This is a genomic window from Metabacillus hrfriensis (genome assembly GCF_030127205.1).
GTDB lineage: Bacteria > Bacillota > Bacilli > Bacillales > Bacillaceae > Bacillus_P > Bacillus_P dongyingensis.
On the sequence record NZ_CP126116.1, the window covers coordinates 1842754 to 1866748 of the forward strand.

31 protein-coding genes, 1 other RNA gene, 1 pseudogene and 1 riboswitch are annotated in these 23995 nt (G+C 40.2%); of the genes and pseudogenes, 24 read left to right on the top strand and 9 right to left on the bottom strand.

Going from position 1 to position 23995, the window contains the following annotated elements; all coding sequences use genetic code 11:
- Nucleotides 1–15: 15 nt before the first annotated feature.
- Nucleotides 16–2085 (bottom strand): ATP-dependent Clp protease ATP-binding subunit, encoded by a 2070-nt coding sequence (locus tag QLQ22_RS09095; protein WP_284016502.1) that lies wholly within the window; start codon nt 2083–2085, stop codon nt 16–18.
- A 1309-nt stretch (nt 2086–3394) separates the two neighbouring features.
- Here QLQ22_RS09095 and QLQ22_RS09100 point away from each other — a divergent pair.
- From QLQ22_RS09100 to QLQ22_RS09115, 4 genes are all read left to right on the top strand, one after another.
- The gene (locus tag QLQ22_RS09100; protein WP_284016506.1) at nt 3395–3580 is read left to right on the top strand and encodes a hypothetical protein; all 186 of its coding nucleotides are present in this window, start codon (nt 3395–3397) and stop codon (nt 3578–3580) included.
- 174 nt (nt 3581–3754) lie between these two features.
- A complete protein-coding gene (locus tag QLQ22_RS09105) occupies nt 3755–4810 on the top strand; it encodes a YkvI family membrane protein (RefSeq protein ID WP_284016507.1) in 1056 nt (351 codons plus the stop codon).
- Between the two features lie 258 nt (nt 4811–5068).
- Nucleotides 5069–6412, top strand: coding sequence for a hemolysin family protein (locus QLQ22_RS09110; RefSeq protein WP_284016509.1), 1344 nt, complete (start codon nt 5069–5071; stop codon nt 6410–6412).
- A gap of 91 nt (nt 6413–6503) precedes the next feature.
- Nucleotides 6504–6629 (top strand): DUF6254 family protein, encoded by a 126-nt coding sequence (locus tag QLQ22_RS09115; RefSeq protein ID WP_252204810.1) that lies wholly within the window; start codon nt 6504–6506, stop codon nt 6627–6629.
- 164 nt (nt 6630–6793) lie between these two features.
- Here the strand turns inward: QLQ22_RS09115 and QLQ22_RS09120 are convergent, their stop codons facing one another.
- A complete protein-coding gene (locus QLQ22_RS09120) occupies nt 6794–6997 on the bottom strand; it encodes a hypothetical protein (protein ID WP_284016513.1) in 204 nt (67 codons plus the stop codon).
- 180 nt (nt 6998–7177) lie between these two features.
- A pseudogene (locus QLQ22_RS25125) lies at nt 7178–7234 on the bottom strand (hypothetical protein); the annotation flags it as partial.
- Between the two features lie 303 nt (nt 7235–7537).
- A riboswitch (PreQ1 riboswitch) is annotated at nt 7538–7582 on the top strand.
- A 144-nt stretch (nt 7583–7726) separates the two neighbouring features.
- Between QLQ22_RS25125 and queC the strand changes: the two are divergent.
- The 13 genes from queC (at nt 7727) to QLQ22_RS09190 (ending at nt 15231) form a co-directional block, all read left to right on the top strand.
- On the top strand, nt 7727–8386 hold the full coding sequence (gene queC / locus QLQ22_RS09130) for a 7-cyano-7-deazaguanine synthase QueC (RefSeq protein WP_284016517.1): 660 nt from the start codon (nt 7727–7729) through the stop codon (nt 8384–8386).
- Entirely contained in the window at nt 8386–8823 is a 438-nt protein-coding gene (gene queD / locus QLQ22_RS09135; protein ID WP_284016518.1) for a 6-carboxytetrahydropterin synthase QueD, read from the top strand. The genes queC and queD overlap by 1 nt, the downstream gene beginning before the upstream one ends.
- Entirely contained in the window at nt 8820–9548 is a 729-nt protein-coding gene (gene queE, locus QLQ22_RS09140; protein ID WP_223441517.1) for a 7-carboxy-7-deazaguanine synthase QueE, read from the top strand. The genes queD and queE overlap by 4 nt, the downstream gene beginning before the upstream one ends.
- Nucleotides 9549–9568: 20 nt before the next feature.
- On the top strand, nt 9569–10066 hold the full coding sequence (gene queF, locus QLQ22_RS09145; protein WP_223441518.1) for a preQ(1) synthase: 498 nt from the start codon (nt 9569–9571) through the stop codon (nt 10064–10066).
- Nucleotides 10067–10250: 184 nt separating this feature from the next.
- Nucleotides 10251–10451, top strand: a complete 201-nt coding sequence (locus tag QLQ22_RS09150; protein ID WP_070876230.1) for a cold-shock protein — start codon at nt 10251–10253, stop codon at nt 10449–10451.
- Between the two features lie 229 nt (nt 10452–10680).
- The gene (locus QLQ22_RS09155; RefSeq protein WP_223441520.1) at nt 10681–10887 is read left to right on the top strand and encodes a DUF1657 domain-containing protein; all 207 of its coding nucleotides are present in this window, start codon (nt 10681–10683) and stop codon (nt 10885–10887) included.
- Nucleotides 10888–10964: 77 nt separating this feature from the next.
- A complete protein-coding gene (locus tag QLQ22_RS09160) occupies nt 10965–11438 on the top strand; it encodes a YhcN/YlaJ family sporulation lipoprotein (protein ID WP_284016519.1) in 474 nt (157 codons plus the stop codon).
- Nucleotides 11439–11454: 16 nt separating this feature from the next.
- On the top strand, nt 11455–11934 hold the full coding sequence (spoVAC, locus tag QLQ22_RS09165; RefSeq protein WP_223441525.1) for a stage V sporulation protein AC: 480 nt from the start codon (nt 11455–11457) through the stop codon (nt 11932–11934).
- Complete coding sequence (spoVAD, locus tag QLQ22_RS09170) at nt 11934–12944, top strand: stage V sporulation protein AD (RefSeq protein ID WP_284016520.1); 1011 nt, start codon at nt 11934–11936, stop codon at nt 12942–12944. The genes spoVAC and spoVAD overlap by 1 nt, the downstream gene beginning before the upstream one ends.
- A gap of 5 nt (nt 12945–12949) precedes the next feature.
- Nucleotides 12950–13300, top strand: coding sequence for a stage V sporulation protein AE (gene spoVAE, locus QLQ22_RS09175; RefSeq protein WP_252204830.1), 351 nt, complete (start codon nt 12950–12952; stop codon nt 13298–13300).
- A 12-nt stretch (nt 13301–13312) separates the two neighbouring features.
- On the top strand, nt 13313–13519 hold the full coding sequence (locus QLQ22_RS09180; RefSeq protein WP_284016521.1) for a DUF1657 domain-containing protein: 207 nt from the start codon (nt 13313–13315) through the stop codon (nt 13517–13519).
- A gap of 33 nt (nt 13520–13552) precedes the next feature.
- Nucleotides 13553–14413, top strand: a complete 861-nt coding sequence (locus QLQ22_RS09185) for a DUF421 domain-containing protein (protein ID WP_284016522.1) — start codon at nt 13553–13555, stop codon at nt 14411–14413.
- Between the two features lie 305 nt (nt 14414–14718).
- Nucleotides 14719–15231 (top strand): undecaprenyl-diphosphatase, encoded by a 513-nt coding sequence (locus QLQ22_RS09190; protein ID WP_284016523.1) that lies wholly within the window; start codon nt 14719–14721, stop codon nt 15229–15231.
- Between the two features lie 346 nt (nt 15232–15577).
- On the opposite strand, the gene QLQ22_RS09195 is transcribed toward QLQ22_RS09190, so the two are convergent.
- Both QLQ22_RS09195 and QLQ22_RS09200 read right to left on the bottom strand, forming a co-directional pair.
- The gene (locus tag QLQ22_RS09195) at nt 15578–15709 is read right to left on the bottom strand and encodes a hypothetical protein (protein WP_275976748.1); all 132 of its coding nucleotides are present in this window, start codon (nt 15707–15709) and stop codon (nt 15578–15580) included.
- Nucleotides 15710–15784: 75 nt separating this feature from the next.
- Nucleotides 15785–16009: a hypothetical protein gene (locus QLQ22_RS09200; RefSeq protein WP_223441537.1), complete on the bottom strand. Its 225-nt coding sequence runs from the start codon at nt 16007–16009 to the stop codon at nt 15785–15787.
- Between the two features lie 87 nt (nt 16010–16096).
- Here QLQ22_RS09200 and QLQ22_RS09205 point away from each other — a divergent pair, with 87 nt between their 5' ends.
- On the top strand, nt 16097–16423 hold the full coding sequence (locus QLQ22_RS09205; RefSeq protein WP_223441540.1) for an MGMT family protein: 327 nt from the start codon (nt 16097–16099) through the stop codon (nt 16421–16423).
- Between the two features lie 86 nt (nt 16424–16509).
- A non-coding RNA gene (ssrS, locus tag QLQ22_RS09210) (6S RNA) lies at nt 16510–16697 on the top strand.
- Between the two features lie 198 nt (nt 16698–16895).
- Here the strand turns inward: ssrS and QLQ22_RS09215 are convergent.
- On the bottom strand, nt 16896–17570 hold the full coding sequence (locus tag QLQ22_RS09215; protein WP_284016524.1) for an SOS response-associated peptidase: 675 nt from the start codon (nt 17568–17570) through the stop codon (nt 16896–16898).
- A gap of 100 nt (nt 17571–17670) precedes the next feature.
- On the opposite strand from QLQ22_RS09215, the gene QLQ22_RS09220 reads away from it, so the two are divergent.
- Together QLQ22_RS09220 and QLQ22_RS09225 are read left to right on the top strand one after the other, a co-directional pair.
- Complete coding sequence (locus QLQ22_RS09220) at nt 17671–18462, top strand: AAA family ATPase (protein WP_284016525.1); 792 nt, start codon at nt 17671–17673, stop codon at nt 18460–18462.
- 133 nt (nt 18463–18595) lie between these two features.
- Nucleotides 18596–19393 carry a peptidoglycan-binding protein gene (locus tag QLQ22_RS09225; protein WP_223441548.1) on the top strand — a complete coding sequence of 266 codons (798 nt, stop codon included), beginning with the start codon at nt 18596–18598 and terminating at the stop codon, nt 19391–19393.
- Between the two features lie 876 nt (nt 19394–20269).
- Here the strand turns inward: QLQ22_RS09225 and QLQ22_RS09230 are convergent.
- Complete coding sequence (locus tag QLQ22_RS09230; RefSeq protein WP_223441550.1) at nt 20270–20776, bottom strand: GNAT family N-acetyltransferase; 507 nt, start codon at nt 20774–20776, stop codon at nt 20270–20272.
- A gap of 205 nt (nt 20777–20981) precedes the next feature.
- Complete coding sequence (locus QLQ22_RS09235) at nt 20982–21170, bottom strand: YkvS family protein (RefSeq protein WP_029281718.1); 189 nt, start codon at nt 21168–21170, stop codon at nt 20982–20984.
- 183 nt (nt 21171–21353) lie between these two features.
- On the opposite strand from QLQ22_RS09235, the gene QLQ22_RS09240 reads away from it, so the two are divergent.
- From QLQ22_RS09240 to QLQ22_RS09250, 3 genes are all read left to right on the top strand, one after another.
- On the top strand, nt 21354–22220 hold the full coding sequence (locus QLQ22_RS09240; RefSeq protein WP_284016526.1) for a patatin-like phospholipase family protein: 867 nt from the start codon (nt 21354–21356) through the stop codon (nt 22218–22220).
- Nucleotides 22221–22296: 76 nt separating this feature from the next.
- Nucleotides 22297–22944, top strand: a complete 648-nt coding sequence (locus QLQ22_RS09245) for an SDR family oxidoreductase (protein WP_223441552.1) — start codon at nt 22297–22299, stop codon at nt 22942–22944.
- Nucleotides 22945–23012: 68 nt separating this feature from the next.
- Nucleotides 23013–23207 carry a hypothetical protein gene (locus QLQ22_RS09250; protein ID WP_284016527.1) on the top strand — a complete coding sequence of 65 codons (195 nt, stop codon included), beginning with the start codon at nt 23013–23015 and terminating at the stop codon, nt 23205–23207.
- A 52-nt stretch (nt 23208–23259) separates the two neighbouring features.
- Here QLQ22_RS09250 and QLQ22_RS09255 read toward each other — a convergent pair whose 3' ends face one another.
- Nucleotides 23260–23760, bottom strand: coding sequence for a sigma-70 family RNA polymerase sigma factor (locus tag QLQ22_RS09255; protein WP_284016528.1), 501 nt, complete (start codon nt 23758–23760; stop codon nt 23260–23262).
- Between the last annotated feature and the right edge of the window lie 235 nt (nt 23761–23995).

Genomic DNA, 23995 nt, shown 5'->3' on the forward strand with positions numbered 1-23995 from the left:
AGCACTCTTTCCATTTTATTTATCATTTACAGAAATCTCATCATCTGTAATTTCTACAACAAGTTCTGAGATCTCATTGCCTTCAAGCAAGATGTCAGCAATTGAATCTTCTACATGCTCTTGAATCACTCTGCGGAGCGGACGTGCACCGAACGCAGGGTGATAGCCGAGTTCGGCAATTTTTTCTTTCGCCTCATCAGTGATGCTGAGCGTTACTTTTTGTTCTGCCAAAGCAGTTTTCAAATCATCCAGCATAATATCGACGATTTCAAGCAGATGCGGTTTTTCAAGTGATTTGAATTCAATGATGCTGTCAAAACGATTCAGAAACTCGGGTTTAAAGAATGAGCCTAGAGAGCTTAATAAAGAACTTTCATTTAAGGCATCATTGCTTCCGAATCCGACAGTTATTTTCTTATGGCCGATGCCGGCGTTGCTTGTCATGATGATGACAGTGTCTTTAAAGCTGACCGTTCTGCCCTGGCTGTCTGTAAGTCTGCCATCTTCCATCACTTGAAGGAACATGTGCTGGACATCAGGATGAGCTTTTTCAATTTCATCAAGCAGGATGATGCTGTATGGGTTCCGGCGGACTTTTTCAGATAATTGTCCAGCTTCTTCATGGCCAACGTAGCCAGGAGGGGAACCAATGATTTTAGAAATCGAATGCTTCTCCATGTATTCACTCATATCAAGACGGATGAGTGATTCGCGAGAACCAAACAGTTCAGAGGCAAGGGTTTTTGTCAGCTCTGTTTTCCCGACCCCGGTCGGGCCCACAAACAGGAAGGACCCGATTGGTCTTTCTTTGGACTTTAATCCTGCACGGCTGCGGCGAATGGCTTTGGCTACTTTTTTAACAGCCTCGTCCTGGCCGATTACTTTTCCTGATAGTTTAATCTCAAGGTTTTTCATCTGAGCCTGCTCGTCTTCCTGAAGTTTGCCTACTGGTATACCCGTCTTCTTTTCAATGATGGCCTGAATATCTGCAAGGTCGACTACAGCTTTAACAGGAGTCTGCATTTTCTCAAGCTTGAGCTCTTCATCGCGCAATTTGGCAGCAAGCTCGTAGTTTTCTTCCTTCGTTGCCTGAGCTTTTTTACTGGCGATTTCAGCTAATTGACCGCTGATGTCTTCGCCTCCGACTGCCTGAAGGTTCTTTTTCGATCCTGCTTCATCCAGCAGATCAATTGCTTTGTCAGGCAAGTAACGATCCTGGATGTAGCGGTTTGACAAGGTTACAGTCGCTTTTATGGCTTCTTCGGTATACGTAACCTCATGGTATTTTTCATATTTATCCTGAATGCCTTTTAAGATTTCAACGGCTTTTTCAAGGGACGGCTCTGATACCATGACTGGCTGGAATCTGCGTTCAAGCGCTGCATCTTTTTCGATTTGGCGGTATTCTTTTAAAGTCGTTGCACCGACAACCTGCAGCTCTCCGCGTGCAAGAGCAGGTTTTAAAATATTGCCTGCATCCATTGATCCTTCGGCAGACCCTGCACCTACAAGAAGATGAATTTCATCAATAAACAAGATGATGTTTTTCTTTTGCTGAAGCTCAGAAATCAGCTGTTTCATTCTTTCCTCAAATTGGCCCCGTATGCCAGTATTTGCAACAAGTGAAGCCACATCAAGCAAGTATACTTCCTTGTTTTTCAGCTTAGCAGGGACATCGCCTTCTGCAATTTTAAGCGCAAAGCCTTCTGCTACAGCCGTTTTGCCTACTCCTGGTTCACCGATTAAAACGGGGTTATTCTTATTTCTTCTGTTCAGAATTTCAATTAATCTTTCGACCTCTGCATCTCTTCCAATAACAGGATCAATGACTCCGGCTTTTGCAGCTCGAGTTAAATTGCGGCCTAATTGGTCAAGAAGACCATTGCCTCCATGTTTATGAGTTTGACCTTCTGCACCTTGCTGGAATGGCTGAGAAGAAGGAACATTTCCGAATGATCCGCTTGGAACAGAGCTTCTATATTGTGCATAACAATCTGTGCAGAGCAGCACTTGCTGACGCTCCTGATTAATTTGAAGAGTTAAATGAACAGATGCTTTCTTAGCTTGACAGTGTTGACATAGCATAGTGAAAACCTCCTGATATATAATTTGACTTTGACTATCTTTGATTAATTAAGTTGGTAAAAAATCACCTCATAGGATGATCTTGATTCATATTATAGTTTGACCTTATTTGACTTTCAAGTATTTTGCTTAAAATTTTATAAGTTAAATCGGAAATCTCATCAGGCTCTAAGTCGAAGCGTTTCGTGATTAGCTTCATAACTGAATTTGCAGCACTAAATGTGGGCTTCGACACGAGTTAAGTGCATCAAAACTGAATATGCGGCACTAAATGTGTGCTCGGACATGAGATAAGTGCGTCATAACCGAATATACGGCACTAAATGTGGGTTCCGACACGAGATAAGTGCTTTATAACCGAATATGCGGCACTTAATGTGGCTCGGACACGAGTTAAGTGCTTCGGATCCGAATATGCGGCACTAAATGTGTGCTCCGACACAAGTTAAGTGCGTCATACCGAAAATGCAGCACTAAATGTGTGCTCCGGCAAGAGTTAGTGCGTCATAACCGAATATGGCGGCACTTAATGTGTGCTCCGACACGAGTTAAGTGCGTCATAACCGAATATGCGGCACTAAATGTGGACTCCGACACAAGTTAACTGCGTCATAACCGAATATGCAGCACTAAATGTGTGCTCCGACACGAGTTAAGTGCATCATAACCGGATATGCGGCACTAAATGTGAGCTCCGACCCGAGTTAAGTGCAACATAACCGAATATGCAGCACTAAATGTGAGCTCCGGCAAGAGTTAGTGCGTCATAACCGAATATGGCGGCACTTAATGTGGGCTCCGACATGAGTTAATTGCTTCATAACTGAATTTGCAGCACTAAATGTGGGCTCCGACACGAGATAAGTGCGTCATAACCGAATATACGGCACTAAATGTGTGCTCCGACACGAGATAAGTACAACATAACCAAATATGCGGCACTAAATGTGAGCTCCGACACAAGTTAATTGCGTCATAACCGAATATGCGGCACTAAATGTGGGTTCCGACACGAGATAAGTGCTTTATAACCGAATATGCGGCACTTAATGTGGCTCGGACACGAGTTAAGTGCTTCGTATCCGAATATGCGGCACTAAATGTGAGCTCCGACATAAGTTAAGTGCGTCATAACCGAATATGCGGCACTAAATGTGAGCTCCGACCCGAGTAAGTGCATCATAACCGAATATGCAGCACTAAATGTGTGCTCCGACCCGAGTTAAGTGCGTCATAACCGAAAATGCAGCACTAAATGTGAGCTCCGACCCGAGTTAAGTGCGTCATAACCGAATATGCAGCACCTAATGTGAGCTCCGACACCGAGTTAAGTGCTTCAAAACCGAATATGCAGCACATCATCGAGCAGGCAATCACTAAGTGGATGCAGGATTTTCAGGAGAAAAACAACCGTCCAAATGAAGTCTTTCGTGTAATCTTGTCCATGGGATTGGTCATTTTGGGGGATTTGGACGGGTTACCACCTGACTTATAAGATTAGTGAAGATTTGAGTCTTTTACTATTGAGATAAAATAATGCGACACTTGTGAAAAATTTTCTTCTGCCGACTAGGCCGAACCGCATTCAGGTTGTACTTCTTTCTTAACACCTTGTCTCATATACATGGTAAGAGTTCAGCTAAAGCATTCATCGTAACGGGGGTAGAAGATGAAGAATCAATGGTTTCAGGTTGTTCAAATCGCAGCTGTATATGTTGGAACGGTTGTCGGGGCCGGCTTTGCAACTGGACGGGAGATTGTGGAATTTTTTACGCAGTATGGCTTATTTGGCATACTCGGTATTTTAATATGCGGGTACTTTTTTATGCATCTTGGTGCAAAGATTATGATCATATCAAAACGGATCGGGGCAAAATCGTACCAGGATTTTAATCTTTTCTTATTCGGCAAGTCGTTTGGATTTATCATAAATTTCTTTATGCTGCTTGTCTTATTCGGTGTAACATCTGTGATGCTATCAGGTGCTGGGGCTATTTTTGAGGAGCAGCTGAAATTTTCAAGGCAGTTTGGGTTGCTTCTTACCATCGTTCTGACGATCATCGCGATGTCATTTGGCACAAAAGGGCTGTTTAGCGTCAATATTATTGTCGTGCCGCTTTTAATCCTCTTCAGTGTGCTTATTGCGGTATCATCATTTGATGCCCATACGTTTTCATCCTTTCAGCTTCATCATGCTCCATCATTTAAATGGCTGATCTCAGCCGTATCCTATTCAGCCTTTAACCTGGCGATGGCAGAAGCAGTTCTTGTTCCCCTTGCACAGGAGATTGAAGATGAGCGCGTTGTAAAATGGGGAGGAATAGCTGGAGGGGCCGTCCTTACGTTCATTTTGCTGAGCAGCCACTTTGCCCTCTCCACACTTCCTGATGTGATTTTATACGATATCCCAATGGCCGAGGTCATGAAAGCATCTGTTTTTTCCTTCTATTTCATTTATATTTTGGTCATTTACGGGGAAGTTTTTACATCTGTCATCGGTAATTTATTCGGTCTTGAACGCCATTTGGTGCGGATAATTCCAATCCCAAGGATGTTCACTATCCTCATCCTGCTCAGCGGTGCTTTTTTCGTCAGTCAAATTGGCTACAGCTCGCTGATTGCCTTTCTATATCCAATTTTTGGCTATATGAGCATCATCTTTCTGGTCTTATTGTTGGTCCGGAAAAACCCTCTTCCTGAAAATAATAAATCATTGAAAAAGTAAGAATAATCAAACAATTTAAACATAAAGGCTTGATTATCAACATAATTATGAAGAAAACTGGCATAATTCACGTTTGACTGCTGAAGTTGTTCATATTATGATGTTTTTAATGTTATCTGAATTTTTTATATCTTTTAAAGAGGTGATGAGATGGGGTATTAACTTTTTATAGAAGGTTTTGCACCATCGCTTGCCTAATAGATTGAAATTTTTCAGGAGGTGACTCCTTTTCTGTCTCAGGCGGAAGAGGGAATTTATTTGGACATAGTGAATTTGTTCATTATTGCGATTTTAATTGCTGCCACTGCTTTTTTTGTAGCATCGGAGTTCGCAATTGTTAAAATTCGAAGTTCCCGCATTAATCAGCTGATTGAAGAAGGAAATAAACAGGCATTATCAGCGAAGAATGTAACGGATAACCTTGATGAATATTTATCAGCTTGCCAGCTGGGAATTACCATTACAGCGCTTGGCCTCGGCTGGCTTGGGGAGCCTGCAATCGGAAGGCTGCTTTATCCTGTTTTCAAAAGGTTTGACCTGCCAGGTTCAGCCGTTCAGTTCTTGTCTGTTGCAATTGCCTTTGCCATCATTACATTTCTGCACGTAGTGGTGGGGGAGCTTGCGCCAAAAACAGTAGCCATACAAAAAGCGGAGCGAATTACGCTTACCTTTTCAAAGCCGTTAATGGCATTTTACCGCCTCATGTATCCGGTGATCTGGGTGTTAAATGGCTCAGCACGGCTTCTCACGAGCTTCTTAGGTATGAAGCAGGTCTCAGAGCATGAGCTTGCACACAGCGAGGAAGAATTAAGAATTTTGTTATCTGAAAGCTATGAAAGCGGAGAGATCAATCAATCTGAATACAAATATGTGAACAAGATATTTAAATTTGATGATCGTATTGCGAAAGAAATTATGGTGCCCCGCACCCAAATCGTCTCACTTGATATTGAAGAGACGCTGCAGTCGCATCTGAAGATTATCAAAAGTGAAAAATATACAAGATATCCTGTCGTTGACGGCGACAAAGACCATATCATCGGTATGGTGAATATTAAAGAAATTTTTACGGACTTATTTCAATCAAAAAAAACCGAGCATTTTACATTGAAAACTTATATTAGGCCTGTCATTCAAGTCATCGATTCTGTGCCGATTCAAGAACTGCTGCTTAAAATGCAAAAAGAGCATATTCACATGGCCATTCTTATTGATGAATACGGCGGAACTGCTGGGCTTGTAACAGTTGAAGATATATTAGAGGAAATCGTAGGCGAAATCAGAGATGAATTTGATGCTGATGAAGTGCCGCTTGTCCAGAAAATCACGGATGACCAGTATGTGATCGACGGAAAAGTATTAATAAGCGAACTGAACGATTTGTTTGGAATTGAAATGGATGACACAGATGTTGATACAATCGGCGGCTGGATGCTGACTGAAAAATACGATATCAAAAAAGGAGAAATGGTTGAATTCGGCTCCTTTACGTTTAAAGTGAAGGACATGGAAAACCACCATATCCGCTATCTGGAAATGACTCGAAAAAAAAAGACGGATAGTTCCCCGCTTTTGCAGAAGGGAATCGCTGCCACACAATAAGATGCTTTTACAAGCATCTTTTTTTTGCGTAAAAAGTGGCCTTTGAGGTTAAAATAAACCTGAATCTCATCTACTAAAGGAGACCGGTAAAATGACGCAATCAAAAGGCCAAAAGCAGAGACAATGGGATATCCGCAAAGAATCCCAAAATGAACATGGCAAAGTAAAATCCTTTAAAGAGCTCGAGCAGGAAGGCACTCAGAATAGCAAAAAATAGAAAAAAAAGGAATCCGAAGTTTGTGGATTCCTTTTTTTGAGAGATTAGTGTTAAATTTTAACCTATTGATGTCTAGTTCCACACCCAAACTCGTCGGCAAGAACAAATCCTGACTTTTCTGCTGAATGTAAAACCGCGTTAAACGGCGCTTCCTCTATTCTAGTTTATAGCACCCGCTCTATTTCCTCTGCCAGAAATGCTTTCGCAAGCTTTTTCAGCTGTTTATTTAACAGTGTTTTATCCAAACCAAGCCAATCCTGCAGTTTTATGCCTTCATAAATATAGGCTGAAAACTCCCAAACCTCTTGTTTTATTTCGGGCCGGTTCGTTTCCGCTACTAAAATTAGCGCTTTCAGCACAGAAGCCATGACGGAGACATCTCTTTCCCATAATGACGGATCAATAAAAGCTTTCATGTAAGTAGTAGGTAACAGTGGGTTTAGGCAGAACAATTCTGATCTGATTCTTTCTTTTGCGATGATAAGGAGAAGGAGAATGACTTTTTCCGGAATTTGGGCCAGATGTTCAATACATGCAATTGCTGTCTCAGGGTCATTTTTCCCAGGTGCGATTCCTCTAAGCGCAATCTCGCCGTCATCGTTAATAAGGAAGTAGAAGTGGCACTAAGTATGGTATGAGAAAGTTCCTTATCTGTAAAAAAAGCAGATGGTATATGCTTGAAATAATCGTTTTCAGCAAGATATCGGTCTGTAATCATACTGAGCACGGCAAGAAAGAAAAAGATGACCGCGTAGATGGCAGGTGTAATCCGAAAATTCGATTTTAATTTGACTAGAATCGGTTTAATAGGCATGAGCAGCCCCCCTGAATAAAATAAGATTGAAGTGTTTGCCTGTTCGTGGTATAGTATGAACGGTAAAAATAATGATAAATTCCGTGCAGTTTGTGCGGGAGAGGTTCTAGCACAACCCTCTATAAAAAACTAAGAATGAACTGTATCCTGTTAGAGGTATAGTTTTTTAGTTGGGGATTTTACATGCTAGACACTTCTGAACATATCAGGGTGTCTTTTCTTATGCCGATTTTTAAATCGGGGTTGTGAAAGAATGCTCTCTTCGAATGAGGAGGACATATAGATGAAAAACGATAAAGCGCTTGTTGTATTCAGCGGCGGCCAGGATAGTACGACATGTTTATTTTGGGCCTTGAAGCAATTTAAAGAAGTGGAAGTTGTAACGTTTAATTATAACCAGCGCCACAAGCTTGAAATAGAAGTAGCAGAATCCATTGCAAATGAACTTGGAGTACGCCACCATCTTTTGGATATGTCGCTATTAAATCAGCTTGCACCTAATGCTCTTACAAGAGATGATATTGAAATTGAACATAAGGAAGGCGAACTTCCTTCAACATTTGTCCCAGGAAGAAATCTGCTGTTCCTGACGTTTGCATCCGTCCTTGCTAAGCAAATCGGAGCAAAGCATATCGTAACAGGGGTCTGTGAAACAGATTTCAGCGGGTATCCGGATTGCCGCGACGTGTTCGTAAAATCATGCAACGTCACCATCAATTTAGCAATGGATGATCAATTTGTCATTCATACACCTCTTATGTGGATCGATAAAGCGGAAACATGGAAGCTTGCAGATGAACTCGGTGCACTGGATTATGTTAGGGAAAAAACGCTCACATGCTACAACGGTATTATCGCAGAAGGATGCGGAGAATGTCCGGCATGTCACTTAAGGAAAAAAGGCCTTGACGAATATCTGGCAGCTAAAGGAGGAGAGGCGTAATGCTTCAGCAAATGTACCCGCAAACACTTCATCCTTATTCTTATGAGCTGAACAAAGATATGCAGATATCTGCGGCTCACTACGTGCCGAATGATGAAGCAGGGAAATGCCGCCGTATCCACGGTCATACGTATTTTATTAATGTAACGGTTGCGGGAGATGAGCTTGATCAATCCGGGTTCCTCATCAATTTTGCCCATATCAAGGAGCTCGTGCACGACCGCTTTGACCATACAATTCTAAATGAAAATGAAGTATTTGATGATCTTGATCCAAATAAATTTCCTACTACTGAAGTAGTGGCTCGCACGATTTATGAAATCATCCAGCAGCATTTGGATACACTGGGACACAAACCGAAGTGTGTCGGAGTTTTTGTCCGCGAAACACCAACAAGCTACGTTATGTACCGTCCTAAGCAGGTGAAAAATGGATGAAAAAGTTTCCCGTTCTAGAAATTTTCGGACCGACCATTCAAGGGGAAGGAATGGTTATTGGGCAAAAAACGATGTTTGTCCGTACGGCAGGCTGTGACTATTCATGCAGCTGGTGTGACTCTGCTTTCACTTGGGACGGATCCGCAAAAGATGACATTAGGCAATTAACAGCGGAAGAAATTTGGTCAGAGCTGTTCGAACTTGGCGGAAGCCATTTTTCTCACGTGACAATTTCAGGCGGAAATCCTGCTTTACTTGGGAATCTGAATGAACTGATTGATCTTCTTCACGAAAAAAAAGTAAAAGTTGCGATTGAAACACAGGGCAGCCGTCTGCAGCCTTGGTTTGATCAAATTGATGATTTGACCATTTCGCCAAAACCGCCGAGCTCAGGAATGAAGACTGACTTTGATAAATTGGATGAAATTGTTCGTTATTTAACGGAAAAAAAACGTCTCCATCATGCTAGTTTAAAAGTAGTTGTATTTGATGAGCAGGATTTGGAGTATGCGAAAATGGTTCACAAGAAATACCCGGAAATCATTTTTTATCTTCAGGTAGGAAATGATTTGGTCCAAGAACCGGATGATGGGAAATTAATAACTCATTTGCTTACAAGATACGAGTGGCTGATCGACCGGGCAGTATCAGAAGAAGATTTAAACAATGCGCGCGTATTGCCGCAGCTGCACACCCTTGTTTGGGGAAACAAAAGAGGAGTTTAACTAAGAAAGGACGGCTGATTATGGCTGGAAGACAAGATTCAGAATTAACAGATGTAACATTGCTTGGAAATCAGGGAACAAATTATTTATTCGAATACAGCCCTGATATATTAGAATCATTTGATAATAAACATGAAAACCGCGATTATTTTGTGAAATTTAATTGCCCTGAATTTACAAGTCTTTGTCCAAAAACAGGACAGCCTGACTTTGCAACCATCTATATCAGCTATATTCCTGATAAAAAAATGGTTGAGAGCAAATCATTGAAGCTTTATCTATTCAGCTTCCGCAATCACGGAGACTTCCATGAAGACTGCATGAACATCATCATGAATGATCTGATTGACCTGATGGACCCTAGATATATTGAAGTGTGGGGCAAGTTTACTCCGCGAGGCGGAATATCAATTGACCCTTATACTAACTACGGAAAACCCGGCACAAAATACGAACAAATGGCTGAACACCGCATGATGAATCATGATATGTATCCGGAGAAAATCGACAATCGCTGATAAAAGCTGAATTTATTTTCAAGCATAATTTGCTTTTTAAAATAATACATGTTATATTTATTAAGAATTATTTTTGTTCGGTACGCAAGGAAAGAACAAGTGCTAAAACTTTTCACCTTTTGTTATCAATGAGAGCAAGGATAGTAACACAATGTATGCTAAAGCATACGAGGAGGCAACAACAATGGAACAAGGTACAGTAAAATGGTTTAACGCAGAAAAAGGTTTCGGATTCATCGAGCGCGAAGGCGGAGAAGACGTATTCGTTCATTTCTCAGCTATTCAAGGCGAAGGTTTCAAATCTTTAGACGAAGGCCAAGCAGTTACATTTGACGTAGAGCAAGGTCAACGCGGACCTCAAGCAACTAACGTTCAAAAAGCTTAATTTTAAGCTGACATATAAAACAGTCTCTTTTATAGAGGCTGTTTTTTTGTGTTCAATTTTATTTTCATAATGAGAGACCGAGCAGTAAGGGTGAGTATAAGCGGTCAGAATAGTCAAGAGTATGCGGGAACAGTGAAGAAAGCCAATGCAGCTGATTACATAAAATAAATAAAATAAGAAACAATACAACTTGTACGTTAATAATTCAAATGAAAGAAGGAATCAAAAAATGACAGTAGGAGCACAAGTTAAGCAAACAATAGCTGGATTAAAAAGTGCACAAGCCAGTTTAGAAACCTTTGCACTTGCTACCGATAATCAACAAGCTAAACAGCTTTACCAGCAAGCCGCTCAACAAACACAGGCTGTTGTTGACAGTATCTCTCCTCGTCTTCAGGAAATCGAACAAGAAGAACCTCAATACAATCAACAATAAATAGGCGAGACAAAAGGTTGGTTGGCTGTTAACCAACCTTTCTCTTCTTAAATAATGAAAAAACATGAGGTGATTTCATGAAAGACAAAACAATTAAATTAATCATTTTTCTTATAATACTAACAGCCATCGGACTAAGCTCAGGATGCAACGGAAATCTGAATCAGCAAGTGTCTGAAAATAATGATATGAATATCGAATATGTACATACAAGCGGGCCAATTGATCAAACTGTTGCCAATCAATCAAAAGAAAAAGTAGTAAAAAAAGAGGAGATTTCGTCTGTAAAAGCTGTGAATACAGATAAGGAGCTGTTATTGGCTGTAAAAGTCCACCAATTTGATCGGTTTCGATTAAAGAGCATCAAAAAGAAACTGAAGCTAGACATAGAAAAAATGCATCCCGAGTATAAAATCTTCGTTTCGACTGATCAAAAAATATATTTGGAACTGGAACAATTAGAACAAAAACTGCAAAAAGATCATACCCAAATGAAATCATTAAAAAAAGATTTCGATAAAATTAAAAGTCTTATGAAGGAAAAAGCATGATGAAAGAGGGGCAGGCATGTCTAATAAGCAAAAGAAACAATTAACACCTGTACAACAAGAATATCAAACCCTTGAAAAGCAGCTAGAAACAAAAAGACCGGTTTTTAAAAATTGTATAAAGGCATTTTTAACGGGTGGATTCATTTGCTTGATCGGCCAATGTATTCAAATGTTTTATATTTATTATTTTGATTTTACTGACCAGACAGCTGGAAATCCGACGGTTGGTACATTAATTTTCATCTCTATGCTTCTTACAGGTTTTGGAGTCTATGATCGAATCGCACAATTTGGAGGGGCTGGTTCTGCTGTTCCGGTTACGGGCTTCGGAAACGCAGTCATATCCGCAGCCATTGAACATCGAACTGAAGGGTTTGTGCTGGGTGTAGGCGGTAATATGTTTAAATTAGCCGGCTCTGTCATCTTGTTCGGTACTTTTTCCGCGTTTGTGATTGCTACAATCAAAACCATTCTTATCCAGTGGGGTGGCTTGTAATGTTAATGGGCCATCGTACGTGGATATTTGAGAACAATCCGGTCATTCTCTCCACTGGAACTGTCGGCGGACCATTTGAAGCAGAAGGGTTACTCGCTGAAGATTTTGATCTTCTTCATTCCGATTTATGGTTAGAACAAGATTCCTACGAAAAAGCCCATAAAGTACTAATTGAAGAAGCCAGTCAAAGAGCTATTGAAAAAGCTGGTCTTCAAAAGGAGCAAATTCAGTTTTTCCTTGGAGGAGACCTTATTAATCAAATTACTCCTACAAGCTTTGCGTGCCGGACATTAGGGACACCATATCTTGGGTTGTTTGGTGCCTGTTCGACCTCAATGGAGGGACTTGCTCTTGGCGCCTATCTAGTTAACACCAAAGGAGCCAAATATTTATTAACAGGAGCTTCAAGTCATAACACTGCTGTTGAAAAACAGTTCCGTTATCCGACTGAGTACGGCGGACAGAAACCGCCAACAGCACAGTGGACTGTAACTGGTGCCGGAGTTGCTTTGTTAGGTCAATCAGGAGAGGGCCCTCGTGTTACATCTGCTACGATTGGCCGTGTCATTGATATGGGAATGACCGATCCATTTAACATGGGTGGTGCGATGGCTCCGGCTGCGGTTGATACGATTGAGGCTCATTTAACAGAAAGAAATCTAGATCCCTCCTACTATGATTTGATTGTAACAGGAGATCTTGGTCAGATTGGCCACGAAGTTTCACTTGATTTATTTAAAAAACATGGAACCCCAATAAATGAAAAACAGTATCAGGACTGTGGAATGATGATCTACCGGGAAGGGCAGCCAGTACTCGCTGGAGCCAGCGGGCCGGCATGTTCGGCAACGGTCGTATATGGTCACTTATTAAACCGGATGAAAAAAGGTGAGTTTAAACGCATATTGGTTGCAGCGACTGGTGCTTTATTATCGCCTTTAAGCTTTCAGCAAAATGAAACGATTCCTTGTATAGCTCATGCAGTGTCGATAGAATACGGAGGTGAATAACGATTATGATTTTCTTTTGGGCTTTTGTCGTAGGCGGTTTGATTTGCGTCGTTGGGCAAATTATGTTTGATGTATTTAAACTCACACCTGCTCACACATTAAGTACATTCGTTGTCATTGGCGCCCTTCTTGATGGATTTGGTTTATATGAACCGTTTATCGATTTTGCAGGAGCAGGAGCTACGGTTCCGATTACGAGTTTCGGAAATTCCCTTGTGCATGGCGCGATGGAAGAAGCTGAAAAACATGGATTAGTCGGTGTAATATCGGGAATGTTTGAAGTGACAAGTGCCGGTATTTCTGCTGCCATCATTTTCGGAATGATTGGCGCCATGCTTTTTAAACCTAAAGGATAAGGAGGATCCGTAATGACCATCGCATCAGATGTAAAACAATGTTTTGCTCAGCTAAAAGGTATTGAGGCTGATCTATCAAGTTTAGCGTTACGGACTCAAGCTAATGAATCAAAACGTACATTACATGAAACCATGATGATCGTGCATGAAATATCTGCAGATTTAAAAAAGCGAATTGGGGAAGTGGAGCGAGAAGAGTCTCAATATAAAGGTTTTTAGGATAAACCATTCTTAAACAGGAGGTGTTAAACAGTGCCTGAGTGGTTAGATGTAGTAGTACGGGCATTATTATTTGTAGTTGTCTTATTTCTAATTACAAAATGGTTAGGTAAAAAGCAGCTTTCCGAACTTTCATTTTTTGAATATGTCACTGGCATTACAATTGGAAGTATTGCAGGAGAAGTTGTTATGGGTCTTGAAAAGAACATGTTTAACGGGATAATCGGAATCTTGATCTTCGCTTCAATGCCTTTTTTAGCAGGTTTGATTTCTTTAAAAAGCAAAGTCTTTCGCGATTTTATAGAAGGGAGAGCAACTGTTTTTATTAAAGATGGGAAAATCATGGAAGATAACTTGAAAAAGGAAAAATACACAACCGATGAGTTGCTGGAATTGCTTCGAAAGAAGGACGTCTTCCAGGTGGCTGATGTGGAATTTGCATTATTAGAGCCGACCGGGGAATTAAGTGTTCTGTTAAAAAAAGAAAATCAGCCATTAACTCCGAAAGATGTAAACTTAAATGTTGCTTCCATTAAGGAACCCCAGAGCGTCATTATGGATGGAGAAATCTTAGATGAGCCGCTGTCTACTATTGGCCGAAGCAGAAATTGGCTGAAAACTGAACTGGAAAAACTGGGAGTTACCATTGAAAATGTTTTTCTTGGACAGGTAGATTCTTACGGTCAATTAACCGTTGACCTCTTTGATGATAAACTTCAAGTCCCATCTCCTCAAGAAAAACCTTTAGTTTTCGCCGCAATGAAAAAATGTCAGGCGGACTTAGAGTTATTTGCACTTGGAACTGAATCAACTGAGGCAAAGCAAATGTATAGTGAAAATAGTAAAAAATTACAAGAAGCTATAGATAAATTAAGTCCTATTTTAAAAAGTTAAGATAACATTTCATCGAAATAGTGATATGTAGAATGATGAAAGCATCGCTTTTCCTTAACAATCATGAATGAATAGTCAAAAAATGTAACGCTGCTATTGAAGCTGTTCTTAAAAACTGGTTCTAAAGAGAAGCGCACTCCTGATATAGTGGAATGTGCTTTTTCCAGACGTAATTAATAACCTGTTTAAACCTTGAATCTCTTAAAGCAGCACCTAACTTAGAGGAAATTCATTTTCCCGATTTTTACATATTTCCCGCTATGAAGGGAATTTTATGTGTAACAATATAGTCAGGAGACATTATTATGAACTACAAAGTATTTAAGACAATCAATCAGCTTTCCGGACGTTGTTCTCCAATTGATTGGCTGATGATATTGATATCAAATAAGATTCGTTATGTGTTTATTTTTGTTTTGATTTTCATGCGATTTAGTAATTCTTACAAAAAAGTGTCACGTAATGCGGTGATATCAGCGGGGCTTACTTTATTTATTCATACTTTGGTAAAAATGGTTTATTTTAAACCGCGGCCGTTTGTGAAACGACAGGTCGGCATACTTATTCCTTCAAAAATGGATTCTTCATTTCCAAGTAAACATACGCTGCTTGTATTTGCTGTATCTACTACTATCTTTCTTTATAATCGTATCTTTGGTTCAATCATGTGGGTATTATCTTTGTTGACTGGCTTCTCGCGTATTTGGGTAGGACATCATTATCCATCTGATATTATCGGAAGTGCCTTTATTGCGACTATGACAAGTATTCTGTTAGATAAAATTTCCAGTTGCACAAACTATTTTGTCCGTCGATAGCTGCTGAATTTAAGTAGAAATAATGTGTGATTATTATTTTCTTTTTTTAAAAATTAAAAATTCTAACTCCAAGACAGAATAAAAGACTCCCCATCTTGCCTCTATTCTTTCTGCCAAACATCTTTAACATGTTTTTCGTTCTCTTTTAATACAATAGCGCAGGTATCCTTTTGAAAGGACAAGCGTTTTTTTTATAGAGAGGATGAACAGCCAGAAAACCTTAAAACTTAAAAACCCCCGCTCAAAACCTTGAGCGGGGGGAGGTATCATGTTACAAGCTTTGTTAAATGGTTGCTTTCATTTTAGCACAGGTTTGCAGGATTACCTAATAAAAAGTGATTATTTATTATTTACGTCCAGATTGATGATTTGATACGGGTGGCTTGCTGGTTTTAGGCTTTAAATTCTTTAGCCTGCTTTTTATATAGTCCTTCAGCATGTCACGCTTGCGTTTCTGACGCTTGTCTCGGTTCTTCATAATGTCACCATCCTATTTCATAGAAATATGGCCTTACTTTTATTATAACTCGAAACCTGGCGGGACAACATGCTTTTACTTAAATTCAAATTCATTCTCGCCTTCCATGCGGTTAGCCTTGCGTACATACGAATAAAAAAGCTCCATTGCTTCTGTTTTAAATGCCTTTGACAGTTCTTCTGAGAAATAAAGATCTGGATTCAGCTCATAATGAGGTGTGACGATCTTCAATTCGGTCTTTTCATTCTGAATGTAATGATGGGTTAAGAGATTTGAAGGTATCTGTATTCTTTTTGCCATGATCAGCACCGCTCTCTCGTCAGTAGTGAAATGCATTACGTTTAGTTTATCATAGAAGGAAGAATATTATTGAACAGGAGATCAAAGATGGAGACTTTTACTCAAAGAGCGTTATTAATTATAAAATCAATTCCAGCCGGAAAAGTGATGACATATGGACAAGTTGCGCGGTGCGCCGGTCAGCCAAGAGGAGCGCGGCAGGTTGTCCGCATTCTTCATTCGATGAGCGGAAAGCATCTTCTGCCATGGCATCGTGTCATAAATTCCAAGGGGGAAATCGGAATAAAGGAGACGGAAGCCGGCAGACTGCAAAAAAAATTATTAGAAGATGAAGGCATCTCTTTTATCGATGAATATCGAATCCATCTTGAGGATTGGATCTATGATGCCGGGATGGATGCTGCTGACTGGTAAAAGAGCTAAATTCAGCTGTTTAATCCTTATTCGGGGAAATAAAACTTTTCGGTTGACCGCTGTCTTATAATGATGTAATATACTACTACAAGCTGCATTGTACGTAATGATAATTAAGTTTTAACCTTTAAGCTGTAATAGGGAGTTTTATATCGCATCTGAAATGTCATGCCTCCATTAGCAGAGGAAGACAGGAAAGCTGCTGCAAACACCCACTTTGAGAAGTGGTGGTTTAAAACTTTCTTACGTAAGTTACGGCAATTGTGGCTTCTTTCTTTATTCATTTAAAACCAGTTCCTACCTCAGGAGCTGGTTTTTTTGATATTTTGCAATTATTAGGTTTACTTGGCTAAAAAGCAGGGATTTTTTAGAATGAACTCGTATGAATGTGAACAGTCCATATTTTTGACATTTGGTCAGGATCAGTCTCTTTCCCAATAGATCATCGCCTCAGAACCCTCAGGATCCATATTCAGCAAATCTCCCGAATTAAATGCACCCCATTATTTTTAGGAGAATTTACATCAGAAGATACTTCAAACGCCTCCATTTGTGTTTGGTCAAAGGGCTTCAAAAACTGATGAAGATAATCAGGATCATGATTAGATGGGTCAAGCCAGCTTGCTTCGTCTTCGGGCTTCAGAATAACGGGCATTCTGTCGTGAATGGAGCACATCAGCTCATTTGGTTCGGTTGTGATCACGGTGCAGGAATAGATGGTTTTGCCATTTGGCGATTTCCATGCTTCCCATAAGCCCGCCATACCGAAGGGCTCATCTGATTTCATTTTAATTCTCATCGGTGTTTTGCCGTTTTCATGCCGTTTCCATTCATAGAATGAATCGGCAAGAACAAGACATCTTTTATTCCTGAAAGCATGTCTGAAACTTGGTTTATCGGCTAATGATTCTGCTCTGGCATTGATTGTTTTATATCCGAATTTTTCATCCTTTGCAAAAGGAGGGATGAGCCCCCATTTTAATAACCCCATTCGATTTTGAGTGCCATCGTTAATCACTGAAAGTACTTCGTGGGAAGGAGCGATGTTGTAGCTGTATACATACTCATCTTCATCAATGGCTGCGCCTATATGAAATCGATCTACAAGATCTGAATACTCTGCGAATAAGGTGTATCTGCCGCACATGGACATTCTCCTTTTTAAGTAAAATGATACCGTTATCATTCCCTTTAGACAAGGAGAAAAAAGGTGTCGTATAATAAAAACTAAAAAGGAGAGATCTGTGGTGCATTTAAAGAGATTAAGCTTTGTCCCTGATTATGAGAAGCAGGAGTATCCTTATGGACTTCCGCTGTTTAAAGAAACTCTTACTCTGTCGTTCGATGCACCGGTAACAATTCTTGCAGGTGAAAATGGGAGCGGTAAGTCAACACTGCTTGAAGCTATAGCTGAGCATTCAGGTTTAATCCGCATTGCATCAGCAGATGATGACGATATAAATGACGAAATCAGGAGATTTTCCCGCCAGTTAAAGCTTTCATGGAGTGCAAAAACAAAAAAAGGTTTTTATTTAAAGGCAGATGACTTTATGACTTATGCCCGCAACGTCACGCGCATGAGAGCAGAGGCAGCAAAAAGGCTTGAGGAAGTAGAAGATGAATACCGGGACAAATCGATTTTGGCCCGTCAGCTTGCTGCCTCTCCTTATCATAAAACGATCGGGGAAATTGAGGAACTTTACGGGAGAGGGTTAGACAACCGGTCACACGGAGAGAGATTTTTGGCGTTTTTTCAATCAAGATTTCGCCCAAACGGCTTTTATTTGCTTGATGAGCCAGAGAGTCCGCTCTCCCCGATGAAACAGCTGAGTTTAATCAGTATGCTGCTTGAAATGATCAAAGAGGGCTCTCAATTTATCATTGCGACGCATTCTCCTATCTTAATGGCTTTTCCAGATGCTGTTATTTATTCACTTGATGACTTGCCTTTAAAAAGCATTCAATATGATGATTTAGAACATGTCAGAATTACGAGAGAATTTCTGAATTCGCCTGAAAGATACCTTAAACACTTATGAGTATTTTGTCGAAATACGGACTAATAATTGACATTTTTCTAGTTCTTCCGTTTTGTTTTTTCCTCAATACACCAACACTCCCAACTTTTTCACGTATAGTGTGATGTATTACTATTACATGAGGAGGGGCAATATGAGGAAAAAGCTTATGGGATTGATTGGCGCATCTGTACTCAGTGTAAGTGTAATTTTTCCACTGAGCGGGGAAGCAGCACTTGGAGACAGAACACTTTCACAGGGTATGAGCCATTCAGATGTTAAAGAACTGCAGGAACATCTTTTATCAAAAAGTGTGTTCCCATATTTTGAAGAGACAGGCTATTATGGTCCAATTACAAAAGAAGCGGTGAAAGAATTTCAGGAAAAGAGCCGGATTCAGGTTGATGGAATCGCAGGTCCACAAACGAATCAAAAAATTAAAGTGTTGCGCTATGGCGATATGGGAAAACCAGTAATCAAGCTTCAGCGTCTGCTGAAAGAGTGGGGAGTATACACTGGTATTGTTGATGGAATTTACGGGAACGGCACGAAAAGTGCAGTAGCCAATTTCCAGCAGCAGCAAGGAATGAAAAGTGATGGTATCGCTGGACCGCAAACCTTTAGTAAGTTAAATCAAAAATCAAGCAGCGTTTCAGGCACTGTTAAAGAGTTAACGGTTACAAGCACGGCATATACGGCTTCTTGCGAAGGATGTTCAGGAGTTACGAAGATGGGTGTGGATTTAAAAAAATACCCTGATGCTAAAGTGATTGCCGTTGATCCGAACGTGATTCCAATTGGTTCAACAGTAGAAGTTGAAGGTTACGGAAAAGCGATTGCAGCTGATATTGGCGGTGCGATTACAGGCAACAAGATTGATGTCTTTATTGCAGGTCAAAGCAGTGCAATCAATTGGGGCAGAAAACCAGTGAACATTAAAGTTTATCAATAATAGATTACTAGATACATAGTAAATGGGAAATCCGCTGTAAGCAGCGGATTTTTGCTTTTTTAGAATGGCCGGCTGCAGATAAAAACAGGAACTTTAATGAGAGATTCAGGTGTGCGAGTTGAAAAGATGTTCTTTCTAATTGAAAAAAGATTCTTGCGAGTCGGAGATGTTTCGCGCTAATTGGATTTGTTTTTGCGAGCTGGATCCATCTGTACCTCATTATTGCAATCAATAGTTTGACAGCATCTGCTATAAAACGGTTAACGCTGCTAAAAAAGTCATTATTAAAATTAAGAATGAGCAGCAATTCCTATTGAAAAAATGATTGTTTTCAGTGATTTCATACACCTTCTTTGAGTACTCAAAACCATGGATTTGGCTTTTATGAGGACTCATACACCTTCTTTGAGTACTCAAAACCATGGATTTGGCTTTTATGAGGACTCATACACCTTCTTTGAGTACTCAAAACCATGGAGTTGCTTTTTTTGAGTACTTATACACCTTCTTTGAGTACTCAAAACCATGGAGTTTTCTTTTTTGGGACTCATACACCTTCTTTGAGTACTCAAAACCATGTAGTTTTCTTTTTTGAGGATTTATACACCTTCTTCGAGTACTCAAAACCATGGATTTGTCTTTTTTGAGTACTCATACACCTTCTTTGAGTACTCAAAACCATGGATTTGGCTTTTATGAGTACTCATACACCTTCTTTGAGTACTCAAAACCATGTAGCTGTCTTTTTTGAGGACACATACACCTTCTTTGAGTACTAAAAACTATGTAGCTGTCTTTTTTGAGGACTCAGATCGTGTTCGCTCGCCTAGCCAAATTAACCAATCTCCCCGTTACTTTCCTATCAAAAGCTGCCAATTAGTGTTCAAGCTCCAGACTCATATAAATCTCATCCACATACCCATTCGCAATTTTCAGAGCTTCTTTGTATTCGCCGTATTGGATAAAGCCCAAAGATTCATATAACGCCTTGGCGCTTTGATTATCAACAGCCACCGCAAGATCAACTTTTTCAATGGCCGCATTTTCTTTAATTCTCTCAATAAGAGAGCCCAGTAATTTTTTTCCTAAGCCTTTGCCGCGCATAGCGGGGGAGATGTACATTCCAAGAATTTGGCCGCGGTGCTTCATTTTTTCAAGACTCTCCTGTTTGAACCCTGCGATGCCGGAAAGCTCTGAATCCATTAAAGCCCCCATAATAAACGCAGATTCTGAAGGGATTATCTCTTGGATTAATTCCTCAATTGATTTTTTCTTTTCCGATTCATAACTTGAAGCAAAGCTTGCAGGCAGCTCATTCAGGGCCTGCAGCCGCAGCGCCCGGTACTGCTCTGTGTCTTCCTCTGTCAGCAGCCGAAATTCCATATCAGCACCTCTCTTCCTTTTCCTAGAGTGAAAAATCATTTCCGGACATTTTTCCCGCTCCTTATCTGCCTTTCGGAGCTGACCTTGCAATTTTGTCTTTCTTATTTAGTATGGTTTCTTTTCATTAAAGCCATGTAAAATCCGAATTAAGGAAAAAATAAAACAGCCTGAAAGAGGATTCTCTTATCAGGCTGCTGTTTTTAAATCAATGAAGCTGTTCTTTTACAATTTTATAGTTTTTATGATTGACGACCGTCCGTCTCTCAAGATCTAAATCCCGGAAATTTTCCATATACGTCAAGTCTACAATCACTGAATTTTCATTAACTTTCTCCACGATGCCACGTAAACCGTCTCTGAATTCAATCACATTGCCAACTTTAGCGATTTTCATTTCCTCTCTCCTTCTCTATACAGATCCCCATTAGGACTATTTAACATTATTTTTTCAGTTAAGTAAAGGCTTTCAATCAAAATTGTGCAAGAATTTCGAAAAAGGGCCAAACAGATTAGGTGTAGAAGGGGAATTGAACATGTTATAGTAAGATAAAATTGAATTTGAAAGAGGCGAATTAGCTTGGTTTCTTCAGGTCTTGTCCTCGAAGGCGGAGGAATGCGCGGGGTTTATACCGCGGGAGTATTAGAATATTTTATGGAAAAAGATTTTTATTTCCCCTATGTAATCGGGGTTTCGGCAGGTGCCTGCATGGGCGCTTCATATATTTCAAGGCAAAAAGGAAGAAATAAAACGGTAAACATCAATTTCGCCAATCATAAGAGCTATTTATCGTTAGGGAATTTTATCCGCCATAAGCAGCTATTTGGAATGGACTTCATTTTTGATGAGATTCCAAACAAACTTGTTCCATTTAACTTTGATGCCTTTCTAAAAAGCGATCAGGCATTTTTAGTAGGAACAACAGACTGTAAGACAGGAGAGCCTGTTTACTATAATAAAAAGGATATCGGCATGGATATTTTAACAATTTTAAGAGCCTCAAGCTCTCTTCCGTTCATTGCGCCAATGATTGATTACGAAGGCAGGAAGCTGCTTGACGGGGGGATTGTCGATTCGATTCCGATCAAAAAATCACAAGCAGACGGCAATGTCCGGAATGTGGTCATTTTAACCCGAAATGCTGGATACAGAAAGAAAAAGAGCAGCATGGAATGGATGGTCAGAAGATCATTCAGGGCATTTCCAATGCTTGCAGATGCCATGCTGAACCGCTATGAGCATTATAACCAGACGCTTGATTATATTGAGGAGCAGGAAAGGCTCGGCAATGTGTTTGTGATCCGTCCTACTAAAAAGCTCGAAGTTGACCGGATCGAAAGAAACCCGGTTAAACTTGAAAAGCTGTATGAGCAGGGTTTACAGGATGCAGAAGCATGTTTTGAAGCACTGCGTAAATGGCAGGAGCCGCATCACGTCTTAACCTGAATAACCACTCCAAACGTTTGAAGGAAGTTTCCTGGGGGAAGAGTACAATCATACTAAATAAAAGGTGTTGGTAAGAATGAACGTATTAATTGCAGGAGCTAACGGAAAAACAGGGAGACATATAATAGAACAAATTGCACGCGGAGGCGAGCATCGCGCCATCGCAATGGTGCGGGATCCAAAGCAGGAAAAAGAGCTAAAGAAGCTGGGTGCCCAAACCGTTGTCGGCGATCTTGAAGGAGATGTATCACATGCGGTTCATCTCGCTGATGCAGTCATTTTTGCAGCCGGATCAGGTTCAAAAACGGGACCTGATAAAACGATTTCAGTTGACCAGGAAGGGGCTAAAAACCTGATTGACGCAGCTAAGGAACATCGGATTCAGCATTTTGTCATGCTGAGTTCTATGGGGACAGATAATCCTTCAGCAGGTCCTGACTCAATGGAGCAGTATTTTAAGGCAAAGGCAATTGCAGATGAATATCTGCGCGGATCAGATCTCTCCTATACCATTGTGAGACCTGGTGCACTGACGGATGAAAGAGCAATAGGGAAGATTGAAGCGTCCCAAAAAATAGAGAACAAAGAAAACCGCAGCATTTCCCGTGAAGACGTGGCAGCAGTTTTGATTGCTTCACTTACTCATGAAGAAGTGAAAAACAAAACGTTTGAAATCCTCTCTGGTGAAACTGACATAGAGGAAGCATTAAAATTTATTTATTAAGACATGGACAAGCGGACTTCTCCTTAGTAAACTTGCATATATGAAAAGATTTGGGGGAAGTTCGTTCCATGGATAAACAATTGGCAAATGAGATGCTGGAATCTTTAAAGAATGGCGAAATGAATGAATATCATGTTCCAAAAGAAGTGTTCCTTACCTTTAGGACCGCTCTTGTTGAACGGGAGGATTTTAAGCATTTTCGCGGAATTGCCCAACAGGGCGGAAGTGTTATTTATAGGTATATGCAGGTTCCCCGGAGCTGAATTGTAAAAACGGCTGTCACTTGTGACAGCCGTTTTTCTTTTCCCGAATGGTTCAGACTTGTGATTCGTCTGGTAAGGCTTTGATCTTCTTTAATGCCTCTCTTCTCCATGATTTCACACTGGCCGCACTTACTTTTTCGCTCTCTGCAATTTCAGATGGCGTTTTCTTTTCAATGCAATAGCCAATCAGCCATTTCTGCTGCATCGGAGACAGGATATGACTATATGAGCGGACAATTTGCTCGTTTAACATTTCCTTAATAGGATCATCCTCCATTATCACATCGTTATGATGTTCACGAAGCTCCTCGTGTTCTTGCCTTCTGATTTGTTTGTTCATTTCATTAAGAAGCTGGCCTCTTATGCACTTATAAAGGTAGGTGCTGAAGGTGCCTTTAGAATTGTCATAGGTTTTTGAAGCATTCCACAATGCGATAAGTCCAATTTGATGATATTCTTCCTGATTTTTTGTAATGTTCAAATGTTTAATGTGATAATAAATCATTTTTTGATACTGCTTTACAAGTTCTTCAAACCTTTTTTCTTCAATCATTTTCAAGTCTCCATTAAGGAGCGCTCCATTAAAGTATTCCGCGGTACGTTTATCATAAGAAAGGAATGTGAAATGGTAAAAGGAGAAAAGAACGTATTTCTCTATGGATAAAAGCTGCAAGTTTGCTGTTTATGCATGGGGAAATGTCCGCTATATTCTATTTCATTTTCTGAAAATGACTGATATGCCGTATTATTTTGAACATTGAATTGGTAATCCTTCCATTTTTTAAGCA

Excerpts from the sequence above, each read along its gene's own strand:
- QLQ22_RS09205 (WP_223441540.1), top strand. The coding sequence starts at position 16,097 with ATGGAGACTTTTACTCAAAGAGCGTTATTAATTATAAAATCAATTCCA.
- QLQ22_RS09095 (WP_284016502.1), bottom strand. The coding sequence starts at position 2,085 with ATGCTATGTCAACACTGTCAAGCTAAGAAAGCATCTGTTCATTTAACT.
- spoVAC (WP_223441525.1), top strand. The coding sequence starts at position 11,455 with ATGTCTAATAAGCAAAAGAAACAATTAACACCTGTACAACAAGAATAT.
- QLQ22_RS09225 (WP_223441548.1), top strand. The coding sequence starts at position 18,596 with ATGAGGAAAAAGCTTATGGGATTGATTGGCGCATCTGTACTCAGTGTA.
- QLQ22_RS09115 (WP_252204810.1), top strand. The coding sequence starts at position 6,504 with ATGACGCAATCAAAAGGCCAAAAGCAGAGACAATGGGATATCCGCAAA.
- QLQ22_RS09255 (WP_284016528.1), bottom strand. The coding sequence starts at position 23,760 with ATGATTGAAGAAAAAAGGTTTGAAGAACTTGTAAAGCAGTATCAAAAA.
- QLQ22_RS09150 (WP_070876230.1), top strand. The coding sequence starts at position 10,251 with ATGGAACAAGGTACAGTAAAATGGTTTAACGCAGAAAAAGGTTTCGGA.
- QLQ22_RS09235 (WP_029281718.1), bottom strand. The coding sequence starts at position 21,170 with ATGAAAATCGCTAAAGTTGGCAATGTGATTGAATTCAGAGACGGTTTA.
- QLQ22_RS09105 (WP_284016507.1), top strand. The coding sequence starts at position 3,755 with ATGAAGAATCAATGGTTTCAGGTTGTTCAAATCGCAGCTGTATATGTT.
- spoVAE (WP_252204830.1), top strand. The coding sequence starts at position 12,950 with ATGATTTTCTTTTGGGCTTTTGTCGTAGGCGGTTTGATTTGCGTCGTT.
- spoVAD (WP_284016520.1), top strand. The coding sequence starts at position 11,934 with ATGTTAATGGGCCATCGTACGTGGATATTTGAGAACAATCCGGTCATT.
- QLQ22_RS09195 (WP_275976748.1), bottom strand. The coding sequence starts at position 15,709 with ATGAAGAACCGAGACAAGCGTCAGAAACGCAAGCGTGACATGCTGAAG.
- queF (WP_223441518.1), top strand. The coding sequence starts at position 9,569 with ATGGCTGGAAGACAAGATTCAGAATTAACAGATGTAACATTGCTTGGA.
- QLQ22_RS09245 (WP_223441552.1), top strand. The coding sequence starts at position 22,297 with ATGAACGTATTAATTGCAGGAGCTAACGGAAAAACAGGGAGACATATA.
- QLQ22_RS09160 (WP_284016519.1), top strand. The coding sequence starts at position 10,965 with ATGAAAGACAAAACAATTAAATTAATCATTTTTCTTATAATACTAACA.
- queC (WP_284016517.1), top strand. The coding sequence starts at position 7,727 with ATGAAAAACGATAAAGCGCTTGTTGTATTCAGCGGCGGCCAGGATAGT.
- QLQ22_RS09190 (WP_284016523.1), top strand. The coding sequence starts at position 14,719 with ATGAACTACAAAGTATTTAAGACAATCAATCAGCTTTCCGGACGTTGT.
- queD (WP_284016518.1), top strand. The coding sequence starts at position 8,386 with ATGCTTCAGCAAATGTACCCGCAAACACTTCATCCTTATTCTTATGAG.
- queE (WP_223441517.1), top strand. The coding sequence starts at position 8,820 with ATGAAAAAGTTTCCCGTTCTAGAAATTTTCGGACCGACCATTCAAGGG.
- QLQ22_RS09180 (WP_284016521.1), top strand. The coding sequence starts at position 13,313 with ATGACCATCGCATCAGATGTAAAACAATGTTTTGCTCAGCTAAAAGGT.
- QLQ22_RS09200 (WP_223441537.1), bottom strand. The coding sequence starts at position 16,009 with ATGGCAAAAAGAATACAGATACCTTCAAATCTCTTAACCCATCATTAC.
- QLQ22_RS09215 (WP_284016524.1), bottom strand. The coding sequence starts at position 17,570 with ATGTGCGGCAGATACACCTTATTCGCAGAGTATTCAGATCTTGTAGAT.
- QLQ22_RS09230 (WP_223441550.1), bottom strand. The coding sequence starts at position 20,776 with ATGGAATTTCGGCTGCTGACAGAGGAAGACACAGAGCAGTACCGGGCG.
- QLQ22_RS09120 (WP_284016513.1), bottom strand. The coding sequence starts at position 6,997 with ATGGCTTCTGTGCTGAAAGCGCTAATTTTAGTAGCGGAAACGAACCGG.
- QLQ22_RS09250 (WP_284016527.1), top strand. The coding sequence starts at position 23,013 with ATGGATAAACAATTGGCAAATGAGATGCTGGAATCTTTAAAGAATGGC.
- QLQ22_RS09155 (WP_223441520.1), top strand. The coding sequence starts at position 10,681 with ATGACAGTAGGAGCACAAGTTAAGCAAACAATAGCTGGATTAAAAAGT.